The organism is Kribbella sp. NBC_00662 (genome assembly GCF_041430295.1).
In the GTDB taxonomy this organism is placed as follows: Bacteria; Actinomycetota; Actinomycetes; order Propionibacteriales; family Kribbellaceae; genus Kribbella.
The window spans coordinates 5,356,055-5,372,475 of the sequence record NZ_CP109029.1 but is presented as its reverse complement, the minus strand read 5'-3'; the positions used below and the strand labels follow the sequence as shown (position 1 = coordinate 5,372,475).

General features: G+C 69.4%; 20 protein-coding genes. 8 read left to right on the top strand and 12 right to left on the bottom strand.

The window, feature by feature from the left end; translation table 11 throughout:
- Positions 1-107: 107 nt before the first annotated feature.
- Genes OHA10_RS26835 through rimP form a run of 3 tightly spaced genes read right to left on the bottom strand, consistent with a single transcriptional unit; the run spans position 108 to position 1,983 of the window.
- A complete protein-coding gene (locus tag OHA10_RS26835) occupies positions 108-395 on the bottom strand; it encodes a YlxR family protein (protein ID WP_371401523.1) in 288 nt (95 codons plus the stop codon).
- 45 nt (positions 396-440) lie between these two features.
- The gene (nusA, locus tag OHA10_RS26830; protein WP_137254572.1) at positions 441-1,433 is read right to left on the bottom strand and encodes a transcription termination factor NusA; all 993 of its coding nucleotides are present in this window, start codon (positions 1,431-1,433) and stop codon (positions 441-443) included.
- 1 nt (position 1,434) lies between these two features.
- Positions 1,435-1,983 carry a ribosome maturation factor RimP gene (rimP, locus tag OHA10_RS26825; protein WP_371401522.1) on the bottom strand — a complete coding sequence of 183 codons (549 nt, stop codon included), beginning with the start codon at positions 1,981-1,983 and terminating at the stop codon, positions 1,435-1,437.
- A 151-nt stretch (positions 1,984-2,134) separates the two neighbouring features.
- Between rimP and OHA10_RS26820 the strand changes: the two genes are divergently transcribed.
- The gene (locus tag OHA10_RS26820) at positions 2,135-2,689 is read left to right on the top strand and encodes a cell division protein FtsK (protein WP_371401521.1); all 555 of its coding nucleotides are present in this window, start codon (positions 2,135-2,137) and stop codon (positions 2,687-2,689) included.
- Positions 2,690-2,804: 115 nt separating this feature from the next.
- Complete coding sequence (locus OHA10_RS26815) at positions 2,805-3,218, top strand: ferritin-like domain-containing protein (RefSeq protein ID WP_371401520.1); 414 nt, start codon at positions 2,805-2,807, stop codon at positions 3,216-3,218.
- Here the strand turns inward: OHA10_RS26815 and OHA10_RS26810 are convergent.
- The 5 genes from OHA10_RS26810 to hisD form a co-directional block, all read right to left on the bottom strand.
- The gene (locus OHA10_RS26810; RefSeq protein WP_371401519.1) at positions 3,215-4,606 is read right to left on the bottom strand and encodes an alkaline phosphatase PhoX; all 1,392 of its coding nucleotides are present in this window, start codon (positions 4,604-4,606) and stop codon (positions 3,215-3,217) included. The genes OHA10_RS26815 and OHA10_RS26810 overlap by 4 nt on opposite strands.
- Before the next feature lie 84 nt (positions 4,607-4,690).
- Entirely contained in the window at positions 4,691-5,332 is a 642-nt protein-coding gene (hisH, locus tag OHA10_RS26805; protein ID WP_371401518.1) for an imidazole glycerol phosphate synthase subunit HisH, read from the bottom strand.
- Positions 5,329-5,928: an imidazoleglycerol-phosphate dehydratase HisB gene (hisB, locus tag OHA10_RS26800; RefSeq protein ID WP_130446632.1), complete on the bottom strand. Its 600-nt coding sequence runs from the start codon at positions 5,926-5,928 to the stop codon at positions 5,329-5,331. Before hisB ends, hisH begins: the two co-directional genes overlap by 4 nt.
- Positions 5,925-7,043, bottom strand: a complete 1,119-nt coding sequence (locus OHA10_RS26795) for a histidinol-phosphate transaminase (RefSeq protein WP_371401517.1) — start codon at positions 7,041-7,043, stop codon at positions 5,925-5,927. Before OHA10_RS26795 ends, hisB begins: the two co-directional genes overlap by 4 nt.
- Positions 7,043-8,368, bottom strand: a complete 1,326-nt coding sequence (hisD, locus tag OHA10_RS26790) for a histidinol dehydrogenase (protein WP_371401516.1) — start codon at positions 8,366-8,368, stop codon at positions 7,043-7,045. Before hisD ends, OHA10_RS26795 begins: the two co-directional genes overlap by 1 nt.
- A gap of 89 nt (positions 8,369-8,457) precedes the next feature.
- On the opposite strand from hisD, the gene OHA10_RS26785 reads away from it, so the two are divergent.
- The 3 genes from OHA10_RS26785 (at position 8,458) to OHA10_RS26775 (ending at position 9,731) form a co-directional block, all read left to right on the top strand.
- Positions 8,458-9,129, top strand: a complete 672-nt coding sequence (locus OHA10_RS26785; protein WP_371401515.1) for an LON peptidase substrate-binding domain-containing protein — start codon at positions 8,458-8,460, stop codon at positions 9,127-9,129.
- 63 nt (positions 9,130-9,192) lie between these two features.
- The gene (locus tag OHA10_RS26780) at positions 9,193-9,429 is read left to right on the top strand and encodes a YlcI/YnfO family protein (RefSeq protein ID WP_130446636.1); all 237 of its coding nucleotides are present in this window, start codon (positions 9,193-9,195) and stop codon (positions 9,427-9,429) included.
- Positions 9,429-9,731, top strand: coding sequence for a type II toxin-antitoxin system PemK/MazF family toxin (locus OHA10_RS26775; RefSeq protein ID WP_130446637.1), 303 nt, complete (start codon positions 9,429-9,431; stop codon positions 9,729-9,731). The genes OHA10_RS26780 and OHA10_RS26775 overlap by 1 nt, the downstream gene beginning before the upstream one ends.
- Here the strand turns inward: OHA10_RS26775 and OHA10_RS26770 are convergent.
- The 4 genes from OHA10_RS26770 to ilvD all read right to left on the bottom strand — a co-directional run bounded on the left by OHA10_RS26770 (position 9,703) and on the right by ilvD (position 13,095).
- Positions 9,703-10,680 (bottom strand): RimK family alpha-L-glutamate ligase, encoded by a 978-nt coding sequence (locus OHA10_RS26770; RefSeq protein WP_371401514.1) that lies wholly within the window; start codon positions 10,678-10,680, stop codon positions 9,703-9,705. The two genes, OHA10_RS26775 and OHA10_RS26770, sit on opposite strands and share 29 nt — an antisense overlap.
- The gene (locus OHA10_RS26765; RefSeq protein WP_371401513.1) at positions 10,681-10,908 is read right to left on the bottom strand and encodes a hypothetical protein; all 228 of its coding nucleotides are present in this window, start codon (positions 10,906-10,908) and stop codon (positions 10,681-10,683) included. It abuts the gene before it with no gap.
- 12 nt (positions 10,909-10,920) lie between these two features.
- Positions 10,921-11,172 (bottom strand): hypothetical protein, encoded by a 252-nt coding sequence (locus OHA10_RS26760; protein WP_371401512.1) that lies wholly within the window; start codon positions 11,170-11,172, stop codon positions 10,921-10,923.
- Positions 11,173-11,244: 72 nt separating this feature from the next.
- On the bottom strand, positions 11,245-13,095 hold the full coding sequence (gene ilvD / locus OHA10_RS26755) for a dihydroxy-acid dehydratase (protein ID WP_371401511.1): 1,851 nt from the start codon (positions 13,093-13,095) through the stop codon (positions 11,245-11,247).
- Between the two features lie 122 nt (positions 13,096-13,217).
- On the opposite strand from ilvD, the gene OHA10_RS26750 reads away from it, so the two are divergent.
- Genes OHA10_RS26750 through recQ form a run of 3 tightly spaced genes read left to right on the top strand, consistent with a single transcriptional unit; the run spans position 13,218 to position 16,374 of the window.
- Positions 13,218-14,060 (top strand): helix-turn-helix domain-containing protein, encoded by an 843-nt coding sequence (locus OHA10_RS26750; RefSeq protein WP_371401510.1) that lies wholly within the window; start codon positions 13,218-13,220, stop codon positions 14,058-14,060.
- The gene (locus OHA10_RS26745) at positions 14,057-14,482 is read left to right on the top strand and encodes a VOC family protein (RefSeq protein WP_371401509.1); all 426 of its coding nucleotides are present in this window, start codon (positions 14,057-14,059) and stop codon (positions 14,480-14,482) included. The genes OHA10_RS26750 and OHA10_RS26745 overlap by 4 nt, the downstream gene beginning before the upstream one ends.
- 59 nt (positions 14,483-14,541) lie before the next feature.
- Entirely contained in the window at positions 14,542-16,374 is a 1,833-nt protein-coding gene (gene recQ / locus OHA10_RS26740) for a DNA helicase RecQ (protein WP_371401508.1), read from the top strand.
- Positions 16,375-16,421: the final 47 nt, after the last annotated feature.

The window sequence follows — 16,421 nt, the reverse complement described above, 5'->3', positions numbered from 1 at the left end:
TCGACACTCATCGAGTGGTCATGAGTCGATGACCCGCCTTCATGTCGTCGCGGCGGAACGGTCTGCCCGCCACGGACAGCCTGGTTGGCTGCCTTTGGTATTGCTTCTTACATATCACGCTGCGCGACGTACTCCCGCAGCCCGGTCACGTCCAGCGGCCCCGGGACCCGGAAGGCCCGTGGGAACGCCTTGCGCCGGACGGCGAGATCGAAGCACTCGGTCGCCGGGTGCAGGTGCGCTCCGCGGCCGGGTGCCCGACGATCGGGATCCGCGAGGACCATGAGATTGCCTGGTCCTCCAGAAACCGTCATCCGCAGCAGGTCAGCCGGACTGGACCGCTTCCGGCACCCGACACAGGTGCGCTCCCGGGACCTGCCAGGGCGCGCGTCTGTCACTTCTTCCTCAGGGTGTGGTTGCGACTCAGTCGACGGACCGAGAGATCAGTCTACCTTCTCCGGCTCAGGCGTCACATCGGTATCCGGCCGGATGTCGATCCGCCAGCCGGTGAGCCGGGCGGCGAGGCGGGCGTTCTGCCCCTCCTTGCCGATCGCCAGCGAGAGCTGATAGTCGGGTACGACGACGCGGGCCGCACGGGCCGCCGCGTCGACAACCTCCACAGACGTAACCTGCGCCGGGGACAGCGCATTCCCGACGAAGGTCGCCGGGTCGTCGCTGTGGTCGATGATGTCGATCTTCTCGCCGTGCAGCTCGTGCATGATGTTGCGCACCCGCTGGCCCATCGGCCCGATGCAGGCACCCTTCCCGTTCACCGACGGGTTCAGCGTCCGGACCGCGATCTTGGTCCGGTGACCTGCCTCACGCGCGATCGCGGTGATCTCGACCGTTCCGTCGGCGATCTCCGGGACCTCGAGCGCGAACAGCTTCTTCACCAGGTTCGGGTGGGTCCGGCTGACGGTGATCTGCGGGCCCTTGAAGCCCTTGCGGACGCCGACGACGTAGACCCGCAGCCGGGAGCCGTGCTCGTACTTCTCCCCCGGCACCTGCTCGGGCGCCGGCAGCACGGCCTCGATCTTGCCGAGGTCGACCATCACCGAGCGCGGGTCGCGGCCCTGCTGGACGACACCGGACACGATGTCGCCCTCCTTGCCGGAGAACTCGCCGTACCGCACCTCGTCCTCGGCGTCGCGCAGCCGCTGCAGGATGATCTGCTTGGCCGTGGTGGCCGCGATCCGGCCGAAGTCGGCCGGGGTGTCGTCGTACTCGCGGGCCAGCGTGCCGTCCTCGGCCAGCTCCCGCGCGTACACAGTCACGTGCCCGGTCTTGCGGTCCAGCTCGACCCGGGCGTGCTGCTGGGCGCCCTCGGTCCGGTGGTACGCGACCAGCAGCGCCGCCTCGATCGCCTCGACGACGACCTCGAGGGCGATGTCCTTCTCCCGTTCGAGCGACCGCAGGACGGCCATGTCGATATCCATGTCAGTTCTCCTCCACCGTGCCGTCGGCAGGTGTTTCTCCACCAGAAATAGATGGCTCAGTGTCGTTGCCGGCAGCCCGGTTGAATTCGATCTGGACCTTGGCCTTGGCCACGTCGGCGTACGCGACGGTGCGCGCCTTGCCGTTCACATCCAGTTCGGCCGCCTCCTCGGAGGCGGACTTGATCCGGCCGGTCACCTTGCCGCCGGAGTTCAGCGTGACGGCGACCAGGCGCCTGACGTTGCGGCGCCAGTGCCGGGGCAGGGTCAGCGGCCGGTCGACGCCGGGGCTGGACACCTCGAGCGTGTAGGCGCCGTCGCCCATGATGTCGTCGGCGTCGAGCGCCTTGGAGATGGCCCTGGTGACGTCGGCGACGTCGTCGAGGCTGATCCCGCCGTCGCGGTCGACGAGGACGCGCAGCAGCCGGCGGCGGCCGGCCGGTGTCACGTCCGCGGCCTCCAGGTCGCAGCCGAACTGCTCGACGATCGGCCGCAGGAAGTTCTCGAGGCTCGTGGTGTCCGTGTGGCCCGTCTGGTCTGGCTTTCGGCTCACAGGTTGACCTGCCTCTCTCTCCAGTTGTGCACCCGTTCCACCCCGGCCGTCTCGCCAAGGGCAGTAGCCCACCATATCCGGCCGGTCTCGCGATCCGGGTCACCGGCTCGTCCCAGGCAGGTGTCGGCGCGTCACCGGGTATCGTTCCGGCGTGCTCGAACGCCGCCTGACCCGACGCGCCGCCGTCGTGACCGCCGCCCTCGTTCCCGGCGCGGTCGCGCTGACCGGCTGCAAGGACGACGCTGCCGCCGGGTCCGGTACGCCGGGCGCCGTGAACGGTGGACCGTCGTCCTCACAGGGCCCGGCCGAGGAGACGCCGGCCGTGGACCCGGCGGTGGTCGCGGCGCTCGGTGCGGCGGCGACCCAGGTGACTCAATTGTCCCAGCTCTACGCAAACACGAGCCGCAAGTTCCCAGCGCTACGGGCGCAGCTCGCGGCCGGGGCGAAGTACCACGCGAGTCACCTCGCGAAGCTCAAGGAGACCGAGGGCGTGGCCGCCAAGGCCGCGAAGGCGGTCGCCGTGCCTGCCTCCTCCGTGGTCGCGCTCACAACGCTCGCCAGGCAGGAGGCGATCGCGGCAGCCACGAACGCTGCCGCCGCGGCCAAGCTGTCCGGCGCACCGGCCCGGCTGCTCGCCGAGATCGCTGCCGCCCAGACCCAGCTGAGCACCACGCTGACCCCGCCGAAGAAGAAGGACAAGTCGTGACTGTGCTGATGCCGCGACTCCGTCGCGGCGGTTCATGGGGCTGTGACTCCCGGCCTTCCCTCGTCGCTCCGGTCGCTTCGCTCCCTCCGCTCCTCAGTCCAGGCCGGGAGGCCCCATGAACCAGGTGGAAGCCCTGCAGGCAGCTCTCGCGGGTGAGCATGCGGCGCTGTACGGCGTGGGCGTGGCCGGGGGCAAGCTCAACGGCGTGCGGTTCCAGGAGGCGACCGACACGTTCGCGCGGCACCGCGACAACCGCGACCACCTGAGCGCGCTGCTCGTCGCCGCCGGCGAGACCCCGGTCGCGGCCGAAGCGGCGTACGACCTCCCCCAGCCCGTGACCAACGCCGCCACGGCGGCGGCGCTGGTCCTGGTGATCGAGCGGCGGATCGCCGCGGTGTACGGCGACCTGGTCGAGGCCGCCGAACAACCGGCGGTGCGGGCCTGGGCGATCGAGAGCCTCCTCGGTACGGCGACCGGCCAACTCACCTGGGGCGGCGCACCGATCGCCTTCCCGGGCGCGACCGCCTAGCGGCGCCGGCGCCAGGGCCCGGTGATCGCGTACGTGATCCCCGGGGTGTAGACGTTGAAGAACATCGTCCGGCCGTCGGCCGCGAAGCCCACTCCGGACAGCTCGCCGTACGACGGCTCCTCGGGCGTGCCGATGTTGATCCGGTTGTGGGCGAACTTGAACACCTCGCCGTCCTCGGTGGTGCCGAGGATGTGCTGCTCACCGAGACCGTCCTCACACATCATCAGACCGCCGTACGGCGACATCGTGATGTTGTCCGGGGCATCGAACTCGGGATCGTCGGAGCCGGGCTCCGGCCGGGTGAAGATCACCTCGAGGCGGAGCGTGCGCTTGCGCGGGTCGAGCCGCCAGACCTGACCGTCGTGGTCGACCTTCGGCCCGAGCTCGGTCCGCGCGAACGACGAGACGAAGTACACGCACCGGTCCAGATCGCCCCACCAGCAGCCCTCGAGCTTGTAGCCGCCGGTGATCGGCTTGGCGTAGTCCTGGGCGCGGACCGACTCCGTCGTCGCCAACGGATCCGGGACCTTCACCCACTGCACGTCGTGGAACTCGGCGCCGGCCTCCTGGACGACCGACAGGTCCGGCAGGCCGGGGATGTGCATCGCCTGCAGTTCGCCGCCGGCCCGGAGCGTCCCCCAGCCGCCGCGCGGGCGGTTCGGGAGGAAGCGGTAGAAGCCGCCGAGCGGAGCGACGAACGCGTCCTCGGTCTCGTAGACGATCCCGGTGCGCGGATCGATCGCGACCGCCTCGTGCTGGAACCGGCCCATCGCGGTCAGCGCGACCGGGCCGACGTTGCGGCGGTCGTCGTACGGGTCGACCTCGAAGATGAAGCCGTGGTCCTTGGTGTAGCCGCTCTCGCCGGCCTTGAGCTCGGTCTCCTCACAGGTCAGCCAGGTGCGCCAGGGCGTGTGGCCGCCGGAGCAGTTGATCGCCGTACCGCCGAGGCTGACGAGTTCCTTCGTGGTCGCGTTGTGCCGGTCCACGACCAGCGTGCTCGTGCCGCCGGCGGCGGCCGGGTCGTAGGTCCGCTCGGCCGGCGCGACCACCTTGATCGCCGAGGTCGGGCTGCACTCGTGGTTACGGACCAGCCGGGATCCGCCGTTGCGGTCCGGGAAGACGCCCATCCCGTCGAACCGGCTCGGGATCTGCAGGCCGTCGGGTCGGACGGTGCCCTCCCGGGACAGGATCCGGTAGCTGAACCCACGCGGCAGGTCCAGCATGCCGTCCGGGTCCTCGACCAGCGGGCCGTAGCCGATCTTGGGGCCGGACGTCCCGAGCGCCGGCTGCGAGGTGTACAGCGCGTCGACCGAGCCGGCCACGCTGACCGCCACACCGGCAGCTGCCGCGCGGCCGACGAACTGACGTCTGGACAGGGAGTTGGACATGGTGGGCGGCCTCCTAGCTCGACGACAAGCAGTGGTGACCAGTGAACGTACGGTAAACAACAGTTGAACGGAAGGGGCCAGCCGTCAGAGCGAGCGAACCCAGTTCTCCAGCAGCGCGGCACCGGCGTCGCCGGACTTCTCCGGGTGGAACTGGGTCGCGCTGAGCGGACCGTTCTCCACCGCGGCGACGAAACGGTCACCGCCGTACGTCGTCCAGGTGACCAGCGGGCTGACCGATTCGCGGGTGTCGTGCAGCTGCCAGTCGCGAACGCCGTACGAGTGCACGAAGTAGAAGCGCTCCTTGTCGACGCCGTCGAACAGCGTGCTGCCGGCCGGTACATCGACCGTGTTCCAGCCCATGTGCGGGACGGGCTGCGCGTCCTCCGGCTGGAGCCGCTCGACCGTCCCCGGCCACTGCTCGCAGCCTTCGGTCTCGACACCGTGCTCGATTCCGCGCGCGAACAGGATCTGCATGCCCACGCAGATCCCGAGCACAGGACGGCCGCCGGTGAGCCGCCGGTCGACGGCGACGTCACCACGCACGGCCTTGAGCCCGGTCATGCACGCCTCGAAGGCACCGACGCCGGGGACGAGCAGGCCGTCCGCATTGCACGCCTGCTGGAAGTCGGCGGTCACGGTGACGTCGGCGCCGACGCGCTGCAGCGCCCGCTCCCCCGACCGGATGTTCCCCGAGCCGTAGTCGAGCAGGACGACCTTCTTGCTCACAGAGCACCCTTGGTCGACGGGATACCCGGCTGCCGCGGGTCCAGCTCCGCGGCCGCCCGCAGCGCCCGGGCGAACGCCTTGAACTGCGCCTCGACGATGTGGTGCGGGTCGCGACCGGACAGCACCCGGATGTGGATGCAGATCGCGGCGTTGAACGCGAGCGTCTCGAACACGTGCTGGGTCAGCGATCCGGCGTAGTCGCCGCCGATGATCGCGTAGACCTGGCCCTCGGGCTCGCCGGTGTGCACGCAGTACGGCCGGCCGGACAGGTCGACCGTGCAGTGCACGAGCGCCTCGTCCAGCGGGACGGTCGCATCGCCGAAGCGCCGGATGCCGCGCTTGTCGCCCAGGGCTTCCTTCAGGGCCTGGCCGATGCCGATCGCGGTGTCCTCGACCGTGTGGTGCGCGTCGATCTCCAGGTCGCCGACCGTGTTCACGTGCAGGTCGAGCAGCGCGTGCTTGGCCAGCGCGTTGAGCATGTGGTCGTAGAACCCAACCCCTGTTGAGATGTCGGCGCGACCGGTGCCGTCCAGGTCGAGCTCGACCAGGACCTTGGACTCGCTCGTCTCCCGATCGATCCGGGCTGTGCGCGTCATGTCAGCCTTCCAGTGTCTGTCTTGAGGATGCGCTCCAGTGAAGCGCGGAACGCGGCCATCTCCTCGCCGGTGCCGACCGAGACCCGCAGCCAGCCGTCGGGTCCGGTCTCGCGGATCAGTACGCCGTCGTCGAGCAGCGCCTGCCAAACCGCGTGCCGGTCGGCGAACGTGCCGAACAGCACGAAGTTCGCGTCCGAGTCGACCGCCCGCAGGCCCTGCGCGCGCAGCCAGTCGACGGTCTCGTCGCGCTCGACCCGGAGCTGCTCGACCCGGCCGAGCAGCTCGTCGGAGTGCCGCAAGGCGGCCCGTGCGACCGCCTGGGTCACCGCTGACAGGTGGTACGGCAGCCGGACGATCCGCAGTGCGTCGACGAACTGCTTGCTCGCGGCGAGGTATCCGACCCGGCCGCCGGCCATCGCGAACGCCTTCGACATCGTCCGCGCGACGGCAAGATTCGGGTACGACGGCAGCAGGGACACCGCGCTGGGTGTCCCGGCGCGGCGGAACTCGGCGTACGCCTCGTCGACCACGAGCACCGAACCCAGCGCCGCGGTCCGGGCGGCGATCGCCTCGACCACCTCGATCGGCAGTGCGGTCCCGGTCGGGTTGTTGGGTGAGGCAAGCAGCACGACCGACGGGTGGTGCCGCGAGATCGCGGCCAGCGCCTTGCTCTGGTCGAGGGTGAAGTCCTCGGCCCGGCGGCCGGCCACCCAGGCCGTGTTCGTGTCCCGGGCGTACTCCGGATACATCGAGTACGTCGGGGCGAACGACAGCGCCGTCCGACCGGGGCCGCCGAAGGCCTGCAGGATGTGCAGCATGACTTCGTTGGACCCGTTCGCCGCCCAGATCTGCTCGGGGGCGAGCTGCGCACCGGACTCACGAGCCAGGTACGCCGCGAGGTCCGCTCGCAGGTCGAGGAACTCACGGTCCGGGTAGCGGTTCATCCCGCGGGCCGCGACCGAGACGGCGGCGGCGATGTCCGCGACCGTCTCCTCGCTCGCCGGATACGGGTTCTCGTTGACGTTGAGCAGCACCGGTACGTCGAGTTGCGGGGCGCCGTACGGCTCGAAGCTCTTCAGCTCGTCGCGGATCGGCAACCCGTCGAAGCGGCCCATCAGTGCTCTCCGGGGAATCGGGCGGAAACGGCGGTGCCGTGGGCCGGAAGGTCCTCGGCGTGGGCGAGCGCGAGCACGTGGCCGGCGACCTCGTGCAGGGCGTCGCGGGAGTAGTTGATGACGTGGACCGCCTTCAGGAAGCTGCGAACGGACAGACCGGACGAGTGGCAGGCACAACCGGCCGTCGGGAGGACGTGGTTGGACCCGGCGCAGTAGTCGCCGAGGGACACCGGCGACCAGCCGCCGACGAAGATCGCGCCGGCGTTGGTGATCAGCCCGGCCCGCTCCTCCGCGTCCACGGTCTGGATCTCGAGGTGCTCGGCGGCGTACGCGTCCACGACCGCCGTGCCCTGCTCGAGGTCGTCGACCAGCACGACGGCCGACTGCTGACCGGTCAGAGCTTCGGTCACTCGCTCGCTGTGCTTGGTCTGCGCGACCTGTGTGGGCAGCTCTGCCTCGACCGCGGCGGCCAACGACTCCGACGGCGTCACCAGCACGCTGGCGGCCATCGGGTCGTGCTCGGCCTGACTGATCAGGTCGGCAGCGACGTGCTTCGGGTCGGCGGTGTCGTCGGCGAGGATCGCGATCTCGGTCGGGCCGGCCTCGGAGTCGATCCCGACCTCACCCAGCAGGAACCGCTTGGCGGCCACGACGTAGATGTTGCCAGGCCCCGTGATCAGGTTGACCTTCCTGCAACCGTCGAAGCCGTAAGCGAACCCGGCGATCGCCTGCGCGCCGCCCATCGCGTACACCTCGTCGATCCCCAGCAATGCGCAAACCGCAAGCACCGTCGGGTGCGGCAGGCCGCCGAACTCCTTCTGTGGCGGCGATGCAACGGCCAGGGACGGCACACCGGCCACCTGCGCCGGCACCACGTTCATGACGACGGAAGACGCCAGCGGCGCGCGGCCACCGGGCACGTACAGGCCCACGCGCTGGACCGGGACGAACCGCTGCGTCACCCGCCCGCCGGGCGCGGGCTCGGAGGCGATGTCGGCGGTGAGCTCGTCCTGGCTGACCTCACGGACGCGGCGGATCGACTCCTCGAAGGCGCTGCGCACCTCCGGGTCGAGCTCCTCGAGCGCGGTCTTCAGCGCCTCGGCCGGGACCCGGACGTCCTCGACGCGCACATGGTCGAACTTCTCGCCGTACTCCCTGATCGCCTCGAGGCCGCGATGGCGGACGTCCAGGCAGATGGGTCGGACGACGTCGAGAGCCTTCTCGACGTCGAACACGGCTCGGGGGACCAGGGCATTCACTTCGGCTTGGAGGTCGGTAACCTCTCCGGCCGCCACTCGGCCCCGCAGGTCGACGCGGCGAATCATGCCGCCAGTCTAGTGGTGACGGCCCGTCGGCCCCGCGCCGTATCCAGAAGCCGGGCCGTTACCCCGCGTGATGCCCTAGGCTCGCTTGTATGGACTCCCGCCTGCCGTTGCTCACTGTCGACACGGTGATCTTTCCCGGGCTGGTGCTCCCGATTCCGGTGACCGACGTCCAGGGCCGCGCGGTGGTCCGCGACCTGGTCGAGAACGGCGGCGAGCTGGTCTGCGGGGCGCTGGCCGTGCGGGACGGGTACGAGTTGGGTGAGCGGGTCTTCCGGTCGCTGTACGGTACGGGCTGCGCCGCGACGATCTCCGAGATCACGCTCGACGCGGACGACGACGGGCCGGTCGAGGTGACGCTGACCGGCAACCGGCGGTTCAAGGTCTCGGAGCTCGACGGCACCGGCGACTACCTGGTCGCGGACGTCGAGTGGCTCGACGATGACCTCGGCGACGACCCGCTGGGTACGGCGATGGTCGCGGTCAAGCGTTTCCGCAAGTACGCCGAGGCGGTCAGCGAGATCAGCCGCCCCGGCCTGCACCTGGGCGAGCTGCCCGACGACCCCAGCACGTTGTCCTACCTGATGTCGGCGGCAATGAAACTCATGACCCCCGACCGCCAGAAACTCCTCGAGGCCTCCGACGTCACCACCCGTCTGGCCCAACTCGTCGGCCTCATCGACAACGAACTGGCCGCCATCACCGCGCTGCCCTCCCTCCCCGCCTTCGACCTGATCAGCTGGTCCACGCTCTCGCCCAACTGACGACGCTACCGAAATGAATCCCAGAGCGGTATTGGAGCGGTATTGGAGTGGTATGGTCGTGGTATGAGCAAACAGATCACGGTCAGGCTGCCGGACGACCTGGTCGACTTCATGGACGAGCTCGTCGCCACCGACAAGGCGACGAGCCGGGCGTCCGTGGTCGCCCGGGCGATGGAGCGTGAGCGCCGCCGCGAGCTGGCTGCCCGCGACCTGGCCATCCTCAGCGAGCACGGTGGGTACGACGACCTGGACGGCCTCGCCACCGCCGCCTCCGGCACCGTCCTCAGCGACCTCGACTGATGCGGGCCCTGCACATCGCCCGGCTCGACAAACCGCGGCCGGTGGTGGTGCTGACCCGCGAACTGATCCGCCCGCGGCTGACCAACGTCACCGTCGCGCCGATCACCAGCACGATCCGCGGCCTGTCCACCGAAGTACTGGTCGGCCCTGACAACGGCCTCGACCACCCCAGTGCGATCTCCTGCGACAACATCCAGACCATCCCCAAGGCCCAGCTCGGCCGTCTGATCGGCCACCTGCACCCCGACCAGGAGCCGCTCCTGGCCGAGGCGATCAACCTGGCGTTCGACCTGGAGCTCTGACCGCGGCCTCTTCGCAGAGAAAGTCCGCGAAGCCGGCAGTGAGGTCCAGACCGGTCAGACCTTGGACGAACAGGAACTGTCCCTGCGGGTTCAGTTCGAGCCACACCGGCCGGCCGTCGGGATCGAGTTTGAGATCGACCACGCCCATCCGCAGACCCAGCAACTCCAGCACCCGCGCCAACGCCTGCAGGATCAGCGGATCGAGCGCGACCGGCTCGATCGGTACGTCGAGATTCCGCCGCCAGTCGAGATCCGGCGAATCGATCGCGACCGCGTACGACGTCGTACCGCAGCACAGCACGCGCAGGTGGCGGGTCCCGGCCACGTACTCCTGGAAGATCGTCGGGCAGAGCCGCAGCGCATCGTCGTCGGCCAGATGCTCGGGCGTCACCGGCAGCGTGTAGAGCTGACTGCTCGGCGTGCCGCGAACCGCTTTCAGGATGACGTGCCCGTCGAGCATCGAGCAGAACCGGCGGATCTCGTCCGGGTCCTGGCTGACCAGCGTCCGCGGTACGACGAACCCGGCATCCGTTGCCGCGCGCAACTGGACCAGCTTGTTCTCGGCCCGCCGGGTCGCGTCCGGATGACTCACCCAGCGCCCGTCGAACTCGTTGCGCAAGGCACCCATCAACGTGCTCGCGCAGCTCGCGTCGACGACCTCCCGGTGCGCCGGCTCGGACAGCTCCCGGCCGGCGCGCTGCGGGTGGTTCCAGCGCCGGAACCAGATCGCATCGCAGCCGGCCAGGTCGAGCCGGCCGCCGTCCCGGGTCGGCACCGACGTACCGAAGCCGGGGTCGGTCGACCAGCTCAGCCCGCCGGGGCGATCCGCCATCGCGTCCACCTCGACGACCTCGCACCGCGCGCCGCGGTTGCGGCGGAGATGTGCCTGGATCACCAGGGCGTGCAGATCATCGGTGAACGTCAGTACCCCGATCGACGGCCGGGTCATCTATTCGGCCAGGTAGTCGCAGTCGTCCATGCAGTCGTTCGGCAGCGTCGCGGACAAGCACTCCGACCCGCCGCCGTTACGTGCGAACTCCACCGGGAGCCCGACGTCGTCGCGGACCCGCTGCTCCCACTCGTGCAGCTTGTCCGTCGGCACCAGGTCGAACCGCGACGGCTGGTACATGAAGACCACCGGCTGTTTGCCTGAGCTGCCCGCGTTCGTTTCGGTCATCGTCGCGGCCTCTCACTCGTGCCAGTCGGAGTCGTCGGCACAGATCTGGCCGTTGCCGCAGTTCGACCACGACGCCGACCGCAGCAGCACGTCCCGTTCGAACCCGTCCGTGTTCAGGCCGAAGCCCTCCTGGACGCTGCGTTCCCACTCCGACAGCCGCTCCGGCGTCACCTGCTCGAAGTTCGTCGGCTGGAACATGAACACGGCCGGCTTGCGCCCTTCGTCGAGCGCAGCACGGAATCGTTCCTCCCGCTCGTCCCCCATGACCCCTCCCCAGGTCAGGCATCCCCTGTCGCCAAGCTACGCCTGGACACAGCACGGTGACAATGCGTGGGATCAGCCGAGCTTGGAGACGTCCCGGACGGCGCCCTTGTCCGCGCTGGTGGCCATCGCGGCGTACGCCCGCAGCGCGGCGGACACCTTGCGCTCGCGGCTCTTCGGCGCGTACACCCCGCCGAGGGCCTCCCGGCGAGCGGTCAGTTCGGCCTCGTCGACCAGCAGCTCGATCGAGCGGCCGGGGATGTCGATGCGGATCTGGTCGCCGTCCTGGACCAGGGCGATCGTGCCGCCGGACGCCGCCTCGGGCGATGCGTGCCCGATCGACAGTCCCGACGTACCACCGGAGAAACGCCCGTCGGTGACCAGTGCGCAGACCTTGCCCAGACCGCGTCCCTTGAGGAACGACGTCGGGTACAGCATCTCCTGCATACCCGGTCCACCCTTCGGGCCTTCGTACCGGATCACGACGACGTCGCCCGGCTGCACCTGCTTGGCCAGGATCTTCTCGACAGCCTCTTCCTGCGACTCACACACCACCGCGGGCCCCTGGAATGTCCAGATCGACTCGTCCACACCGGCTGTCTTCACGACACAGCCGTCGACGGCCAGGTTGCCCTTCAGTACTGCGAGACCGCCGTCCTTCGAGTACGCGTGCTCGAGGTCGCGGATGCACCCGCCGGCCGCGTCCGTGTCGAGAGTCTCCCACCGCTCGGACTGCGAGAACGCCGTCGCCGAGCGCTTGCAGCCCGGCGCCGCGTGCCACAGCTCGACGGCCTCCGGTGACGGCGATCCGCCGCGCAGGTCCCACGTCTTCAGCCACTCGTCGATCGAGTCGCTGTGCACGGTGTGGATGTTCTCGTTCAGCAGTCCGGCCCGGTGCAGCTCGCCGAGGATCGCGGGGATGCCGCCGGCCCGGTGGACGTCCTCCATGTAGTACGTGCCCTGCGGGGCGACGTTCGGCGCGACCTTGGCCAGGCACGGGACCCGGCGCGAGACCGCGTTGATGTCGTCGAGGTCGAAGCCGACCTCGGCCTCCTGCGCGGCCGCGAGCAGGTGCAGGATCGTGTTGGTCGATCCGCCCATCGCGATGTCCAGCGCCATCGCGTTCCCGAAGGCCTCCTTGGTCGCGATGTTCCGCGGCAGCACGGTCGCGTCGTCGTTGTCGTAGTACCGCTTGGTGATCTGTACGACGGTCTCGCCGGCCTTCTCGTACAGCGCGCGCCGGGCGGTGTGGGTCGCGAGCACCGAACCGTTGCCAGGCAGCGAGAGGCCGATCGCCTCGGTCAGGCAGTTCATCGAGTTCGCGGTGAACATGCCCGAACACGAACCGCAGGTCGGGCAGGCGTTCTCCTCGATCCGCAGGATGTCGGCGTCGGAGACGTTCTCGTTCACGGCTTCGGACATCGCGTCGATCAGGTCGAGCTTGCGGACCGTCCCGTCGACCAGCGTGGCCCGGCCGGCCTCCATCGGGCCGCCGGAGACGAACACGGTCGGGATGTTGAGCCGGAGTGCGGCGTTCAGCATCCCGGGGGTGATCTTGTCGCAGTTCGAGATGCAGACCAGCGCGTCGGCGCAGTGCGCCTCGACCATGTATTCGACCGAGTCGGCGATCAGGTCCCGGGACGGCAGGCTGTACAGCATGCCGCCGTGGCCCATCGCGATCCCGTCGTCGACGGCGATCGTGTTGAACTCGCGGGCGATGCCGCCGGCCGCGTGGATGGCCTCGGAGACGATCCGGCCGACCGGCGCGAGGTGGGTGTGGCCGGGGACGAACTCGGTGAAGCTGTTCGCGACCGCGATGATCGGCTTGCCGAAGTCCTCGCGGGCTACCCCGGAGGCCTGCATGAGCGCGCGGGCGCCCGCCATGTTGCGGCCGTGGGTGACGGTACGGGACCTCAAAGCGGGCACGACGGCTTCTCCTCTTCGTCTGGACGACTATCCGATGGTGCCACGCCCGTCCGGATGGCGGTACGCGGGTCCCGGATTCTGGAGCAGGTGATTCTGTCCGACGCTGGATCTAGCCTGTGGTCATGGCGGGCATGGAGCACCACACGCGACCGGTGCACCCTGCCCTGCGCCCGTACGTCGGCGACCTCGTCGGCTATGCGTCGCGGGGGTATCCGATGGAGCTGCACCGCGGTCTGCCGTCCCGTTTCATGACACTCGTCATCACGCTGGACGAGGCGCTCGGCGTCGCGTGGCCGGGCCGGCCCGTCGACAAGTACGACGCCCTCGCCGGCGGCCTGCACTCGACAGCGGTGCACATCGGTCAGACCGACAGCCGGGCCGGCGTACAGATCTCGCTCACTCCCCCGGCCGCCCGCGAGCTGCTCGGGCTGCCACCAGGCCGGCTCGCGTCGATCGTGGTCGGCCTCGACGAGGTGCTCGGCCGGTCGGCGCGTGAGCTGACCGAGCAGCTCCGCGACGAGCCGAGCTGGGACAGGCGGTTCGACCTGATCGAGGGCTTGTTGCTGCAGCAGCTCGGCCAACGCAACGCGGGCACGGCCCAGCCGGAGATCGGCTGGGCCTGGCAGCGGCTCTGCTCGTCCAGTGGATCCATCGGCATCCAGGAGCTGGCGACCGAGGTCGGCTGGAGCCGGCGGCATCTCACCGACCGCTTCACGCGCGAGCTGGGCCTGGCGCCGAAGGTCGCAGCTCGGGTACTGCGTTTCGAGCGCGTCACCGGATACCTGCGCCGGCACCCGGCGACCCGGCTGGCCGACCTGTCCGCCGCGGCCGGGTACGCCGATCAGGCCCACCTGACCCGGGAGTTCCAGGCGATCGCGGGCTGCTCGCCGCGGCAGTGGATGACCGAGGAACTCCCAAACCTTCAAGACTTCGCCCCCACCGGGGCGCGAGTCTCGAAGGTATGAACACTGCGACAGAGAAGAATGTGATCGGAGTCTGGCCCGGCCTGCACTATCGGGACGGCCAAGCAGCACTGAAGTTCCTCACCGAAGGCCTCGGCTTCACGGTGATCGCGTCGTACCAAGGCGCCGTCGAGGGCTCGATCGCCCACGCTGAGCTGTCCTGGCCGACCGGCGGCGGGATCATGCTCGGCTCGGCCGATGCGAAGCCCGAGCCGGACGAGTTCACCGCGCTGACGGACCAGCGGCAGTCGGTCTATCTGGTGCACGACGATCCGGACAGCCTGATCGGTCGTGCGGTCGGCGCGGGCGCGGTCGTCGTACGCGGGTTGGAGGACACCGACTACGGATCGCGCGGGTTCACCGTGCGCGATTTCGAAGGCAACCTGTGGAGCGTCGGCACGTACGCCGGTGAAATCGCCGAGTAATCCACAGGCCGCGGTGAGCGGGTCGGCATCTGTCCGTCGATCTCATTAGACTCGCCGAGGTGAGCGAGACAACCGCACTGCCTGATTCCGAAGCCCTGCAGATCCTGCGCCGGGTCTTCGGGTACGACGCCTTTCGCGGTCAGCAGGCCGAGATCATCGACACCGTGGTCGCGGGCGGCGACGCGCTGGTGCTGATGCCGACCGGTGGCGGCAAGTCGCTGTGCTACCAGATCCCGTCGCTGGTCCGGTCCGGCGTCGGTGTGGTGATCTCGCCACTGATCGCGTTGATGCAGGACCAGGTCGATGCGCTCACCGCTCTCGGCGTCCGGGCCGGATTCCTGAACTCGACGCAGGATTTCGACCAGCGGCGTGAGGTCGAGCAGGCGTTCCTCGCCGGTGAGCTCGACCTGCTCTACCTCGCGCCCGAGCGGCTGCGGGTCGAATCCACCGTGCGGTTGCTCGACCAGGGCAAGATCTCGCTGTTCGCGATCGACGAGGCGCACTGTGTGTCCCAGTGGGGCCACGACTTCCGGCCCGACTACCTGATGCTGTCCGAGTTGCACGAGCGCTGGCCCGACGTACCGCGGATCGCGTTGACCGCGACCGCGACCGAGGCGACGCACAAAGAGATCGCCACCCGGCTGAATCTGTCCGAGGCCAGGCATTTCGTCGCGAGCTTCGACCGGCCGAACATCCAGTACCGGATCGTCCCGAAGGACAACCCGCAGCGGCAGTTGCTCGACCTGCTCCGCACCGAGCATGCCGGCGACGCGGGCATCGTGTACTGCCTGTCCCGCAACAGTGTCGAGAAGACCGCGGCCTTCCTGACGCAGAACGGGATCGAGGCCGTGCCGTACCACGCCGGTCTCGACAGCCGGACCCGCGCGGACAACCAGTCGCGGTTCCTCCGGGAGGACGGGCTGGTCGTGGTCGCGACGATCGCGTTCGGGATGGGTATCGACAAGCCGGACGTCCGGTTCGTCGCGCATCTCGATCTGCCGAAGTCGGTCGAGGGCTACTACCAGGAGACCGGTCGCGCCGGGCGGGACGGGCTGCCGTCGACCGCATGGCTGGCGTACGGCCTGCAGGACGTCGTGCAGCAACGCAAGATGATCGACACGTCCGAGGGCGACCTCGCGCATCGCCGCCGGCTCGGTTCGCACCTCGACGCGATGCTCGCGTTGTGCGAGACCGTGCAGTGCCGGCGGTCGCAACTCCTTGCATACTTCGGGCAGCACGGCGACTCCTGCGGGAACTGCGACACCTGTCTGACGCCGCCCGAGTCGTGGGACGGGACGATCGCGGCGCAGAAGCTGCTGTCGACTGTGTATCGGCTGCAGCACGAGCGCGGGCAGAAGTTCGGCGCCGGGCAGCTGATCGACATCCTGCTCGGCAAGGAGACCGACAAGGTCAAACAGTTCCGGCACAACGAGCTGACGGTGTTCGGGATCGGCACCGAGTTGAAGGACACCGAGTGGCGCGGGGTGGTCCGGCAGTTGCTGGCGCTGCGGTTGCTGGCGGTCGAGGGTGACTACGGCACGCTCGTCCTGACCGAGGAGAGCGGCGAGGTGCTCGGTCGACGGCGTGACGTGATGATGCGTCGCGAGCCGGAGCGGGTCCGGTCCTCGAGTAGGTCGTCCGGCGGGAAGAAGGCTGCGGTCGATCTGCCGGCGGAGGCGGCGCCGGTCTTCGAGCGATTGCGTGCGTGGCGGGGCGCGGTGGCGAAGGAGCAGGGAGTTCCGGCGTACGTGATCTTCCACGACGCGACCTTGCGGCAGATCGCGACCGACCTGCCGTCGTCGTTGGCCGAGTTGGGCAGGATCAGCGGCGTCGGCGAGAACAAGCTGGCCAAGTACGGCGACGGCGTGCTGGAGACACTGGCTGCGGACTGATGTCGAAACCGGCCGGGGTTCTTCGACGCGTAGGCAGACGACGGTGC

Bases quoted from the DNA above. Each gene is read 5' to 3' on its own strand.
- OHA10_RS26815 (WP_371401520.1), top strand. From the start codon at position 2,805: ATGAACCAGGTGGAAGCCCTGCAGGCAGCTCTCGCGGGTGAGCATGCG.
- OHA10_RS26795 (WP_371401517.1), bottom strand. From the start codon at position 7,043: ATGGGCCGCTTCGACGGGTTGCCGATCCGCGACGAGCTGAAGAGCTTC.
- hisB (WP_130446632.1), bottom strand. From the start codon at position 5,928: ATGACGCGCACAGCCCGGATCGATCGGGAGACGAGCGAGTCCAAGGTC.
- OHA10_RS26765 (WP_371401513.1), bottom strand. From the start codon at position 10,908: ATGACCGAAACGAACGCGGGCAGCTCAGGCAAACAGCCGGTGGTCTTC.
- nusA (WP_137254572.1), bottom strand. From the start codon at position 1,433: ATGGATATCGACATGGCCGTCCTGCGGTCGCTCGAACGGGAGAAGGAC.
- OHA10_RS26810 (WP_371401519.1), bottom strand. From the start codon at position 4,606: ATGTCCAACTCCCTGTCCAGACGTCAGTTCGTCGGCCGCGCGGCAGCT.
- OHA10_RS26775 (WP_130446637.1), top strand. From the start codon at position 9,429: ATGCGGGCCCTGCACATCGCCCGGCTCGACAAACCGCGGCCGGTGGTG.
- hisD (WP_371401516.1), bottom strand. From the start codon at position 8,368: ATGATTCGCCGCGTCGACCTGCGGGGCCGAGTGGCGGCCGGAGAGGTT.
- OHA10_RS26745 (WP_371401509.1), top strand. From the start codon at position 14,057: ATGAACACTGCGACAGAGAAGAATGTGATCGGAGTCTGGCCCGGCCTG.
- OHA10_RS26780 (WP_130446636.1), top strand. From the start codon at position 9,193: ATGAGCAAACAGATCACGGTCAGGCTGCCGGACGACCTGGTCGACTTC.
- OHA10_RS26770 (WP_371401514.1), bottom strand. From the start codon at position 10,680: ATGACCCGGCCGTCGATCGGGGTACTGACGTTCACCGATGATCTGCAC.
- OHA10_RS26785 (WP_371401515.1), top strand. From the start codon at position 8,458: ATGGACTCCCGCCTGCCGTTGCTCACTGTCGACACGGTGATCTTTCCC.
- OHA10_RS26760 (WP_371401512.1), bottom strand. From the start codon at position 11,172: ATGGGGGACGAGCGGGAGGAACGATTCCGTGCTGCGCTCGACGAAGGG.
- OHA10_RS26750 (WP_371401510.1), top strand. From the start codon at position 13,218: ATGGCGGGCATGGAGCACCACACGCGACCGGTGCACCCTGCCCTGCGC.